The sequence below is a fragment of the Streptomyces sp. NPDC005195 genome (assembly GCF_040608315.1).
GTDB classification, from domain to species: Bacteria; Actinomycetota; Actinomycetes; order Streptomycetales; family Streptomycetaceae; genus Streptomyces; species Streptomyces kaempferi.
On record NZ_JBEXHZ010000224.1, the window covers coordinates 1 to 2,795 of the forward strand.

Annotated in this window: 4 protein-coding genes and 1 pseudogene; 3 read left to right on the forward strand and 2 right to left on the reverse strand. The window is 68.9% G+C overall.

Features of this window, described 5'->3' with window-relative positions:
- Together ABZV34_RS38230 and ABZV34_RS38235 are read left to right on the forward strand one after the other, a co-directional pair.
- Nucleotides 1-423: PRC-barrel domain-containing protein (locus ABZV34_RS38230; protein WP_356287538.1), on the forward strand; the 423-nt coding region annotated here is incomplete at its 5' end.
- Complete coding sequence (locus tag ABZV34_RS38235; protein ID WP_356287541.1) at nucleotides 420-848, forward strand: PRC-barrel domain-containing protein; 429 nt, start codon at nucleotides 420-422, stop codon at nucleotides 846-848. The genes ABZV34_RS38230 and ABZV34_RS38235, both read left to right, overlap by 4 nt.
- A gap of 443 nt (nucleotides 849-1,291) precedes the next feature.
- Here ABZV34_RS38235 and ABZV34_RS38240 read toward each other — a convergent pair whose 3' ends face one another.
- Both ABZV34_RS38240 and ABZV34_RS38245 read right to left on the reverse strand, forming a co-directional pair.
- The gene (locus tag ABZV34_RS38240; protein ID WP_356287544.1) at nucleotides 1,292-1,696 is read right to left on the reverse strand and encodes a hypothetical protein; all 405 of its coding nucleotides are present in this window, start codon (nucleotides 1,694-1,696) and stop codon (nucleotides 1,292-1,294) included.
- 155 nt (nucleotides 1,697-1,851) lie between these two features.
- The gene (locus tag ABZV34_RS38245) at nucleotides 1,852-2,262 is read right to left on the reverse strand and encodes a hypothetical protein (protein ID WP_168526199.1); all 411 of its coding nucleotides are present in this window, start codon (nucleotides 2,260-2,262) and stop codon (nucleotides 1,852-1,854) included.
- A gap of 384 nt (nucleotides 2,263-2,646) precedes the next feature.
- Between ABZV34_RS38245 and ABZV34_RS38250 the strand changes: the two are divergent.
- Nucleotides 2,647-2,795: pseudogene (locus tag ABZV34_RS38250) on the forward strand (nuclear transport factor 2 family protein); the annotation flags it as partial.

Consider the following 2,795-nt stretch of genomic DNA (forward strand, 5'->3'; position numbering starts at 1 on the left):
CTGAAGCAGAGCCTGCCCTGGAGCGCGGTGCACTCGGTCGGCCATGACGCCGTCATGATCCGGAGCCGCGAGGTCCTCGCCGAACCGGCCGCGGTGGTCGCGCGCGGCGAGGCCGCGCACGGCCGGGTGGTGGGCGCCAAGGTGCTCACGGACGCGGGCACGGAGGTCGGCACCGTACTGGACCTCGTCGTGGAGGCGGGCACCAGCGGGCGTGTGGTGGGATTCCGGATCGCCGCCCGCGAGACGCCGAAGTCCGGTCCGGGACGCCGTCGCCGCAAGGTGTTCGTCCCCCGGGGCGAGACCCTCGCCGTGTCCGGGCAGGCGCTCGTCATCCCGGCCGACGCGACCCGGTTCGTCGCCGACGACCTGGCGGGTTTCGCCGCCCAGGTCGACGCGTTCCACGCGACGGGGGAGACACCGTGACGCTGTTCTCCCGGATCAACGGCCTGCCGGTCGTCACCCTCGGGGAGGCGACCCGGATCGGTGTGGTCAAGTCGCTCTCGATCGACGTCGAAGCCGGGGTGGTCAGCCGGCTGCGGATCGCGCGGGCGCGCGGCCGCAAGGAGACCTCGCTCCCCTGGGACGGGTTGCACGCGGTGGGTCCCGACGCCGTCCTGGTCCGTTCGGACACCGTCCTCGACACCCTCACGCCCCCGGCTCCGCCGCACCACGAAGCCCTCGGCGCGCGGGTCCTGACCGAGAGCGGAGACGCACGCGGGACCGTGCGGGACATCGCCTTCGACCCCGCCACCGGGCGGATCGAGGAGATCCGCACGACGTCCGGCGAGTTCCCCGGCGAACTGCTGATCGGGCTCGGGGACTACGCCCTCGTGGTACGGACGGGCTGAGGCCCTGACCCGAGACCCCGGGGAATTGTCTTTGACGCAGGATCAGCTGTTGGACGCTGACCCCGAACTGCGGGAAGTGCACCGGCCGACTGCGGGCAACCGCCTCTCTCGATGGTGAGGAGACGCTGAGCGTCGTCTGGAACGCACACATCACGGCGACCGGTGAGCAACTCCCCGACGACACGTTCACCATCCGATACCCGGAGCTGGACCGCGCTTGGACTTCGACTTCGACGGCCAGGACGAAATGACTCGCCGACTGCCACGTTTGGCAGCTCTCCACCTTGAGTAAGTGAAGCCTCGTGGTCACGATGCGCGGTCGAACAGCGCGGGGAAGACTTCCCAAGGTCATGTCCTGACTTCCGAGTGTGGCCCCTTCGGTTGGTTGTGAACCCGCGCGTGTGACCTCGCAGATGTGGGGGGCGTCGTCGTCCGGACTCGGTTCACGCTTCGTCGCGGTGCATGAGGTGGCCGTCGGCATACCGCCAGTGGTGCTGATGGTCAGTCAATTGCCAGGTCTCGTCGGCAGCGATCGCCCGCGTGATCCAGTCGTGGAGTTGCGGGAGGGCTTGCGCTCGTAGAACAGCGCGGGTGGCAGCACGGTCAGTGGCGTCGACCGGGTGGACGTCCATGCGGAAGCCGACTGTGTCCGGGTGGATGCCGCGGCCGTAGTTATGGGGGTTCGGCGCGACCCATGCCGCTCCCAGGACGATGGTCCCGCCGTCATGCCCACTGAGAAACCGCAGGTCCGTGACGCGGCTCATGCAAGGGCCGAGACACTGGTCAATGTCGGTGGTGGTCAGGGGCCAGGCACGGTGTCGGGACAGTCTTCGATTTCGTGCGGACATGGCACGCAGCATGGCAGAGCGTCACTGCCGGTTCGAAGAGCTCGCACGTCGCTGGGCCACGCGACTCTGGTCCGAGGACGCCGACGACCTGACCGACGGTGATCTGACGTGTCCGTCCTCTGTGTGCCGTGGTCGGAGAGCGGGCCGCCGGGCGGTCAGGCGGCGGAGGTGCCGAGTACGGCGGCGGTCCGCTGCATGCGCAGCGCGTCCACGGATTCGGCGAGCAGCTCGTACTCGGTGGTGTCGTCGCTCGTGGCGATGCGGACGAGCTTCCCGGCGGCCAACTCCTCTGCGACCAACTCCTGTTGACCACTGTCTCCGCACCACGCGCGCAGCATGCTGGGCACGTCGGGGACGGTGTCCGACACCGGGGCGATCGAGTTCGGCGGGAAGGTGGGGTCCTCGGGCTGCGGGTCGAGCCGTTCGGCCATCCACGAAGCACGGTCCCGCATCCACCACAGGGCAAGCGCCAGGGTGGGAGCGCGGTAGGTTCCCAGGGGGACGCCGACGCGTCTTCCCCCGCACACTCCGTACGCGGTGACGTGGCACAGGAATTCGTCGTGCACGATCGCTCCCCCATTGCAACGCTCGCTGCCGGGCCTGCCTCACTTTCCTTGCGGCTCGTTTACTGCACACGGCTCGTCCGCCCTCGACGGTCGTACCGGGCATCCGTGGTACACAGTGGTGCTGCACTCGGGCGTGGCTGAATCGCCCTGCTTATCGAGTATCGCCACTCCTGACACTCTGTCACCATGCCATTCCAGCCAGTCTCTTGGCATATTCACGTAGCTCTTTGGCTGAAAGGCGCCCGGCCGCCCTTACCCGGCAGGTAATCGACGCCTTCGGGGCCGCCGGGCATCGTTGCGGTACCGGATGACGGCACGCGCCACCGCACCTCCGCATCCGGCCCTCGACCAGTCCGTATCCCTTTCGCCGGAGGCTGATCAGCCATGTCCGAGAGCACCGACCGTTACGAGTCCGCCGTCGCCCGCTACCTGGAGGCGTGGAACGCGCGTGAGCCGGACACGCTCGCCAAGGCGGTCGCCGCCGCCTGGAGCGCCGACGGCGGCTACACCGACCCGCTGGCCGACGTGCGCGG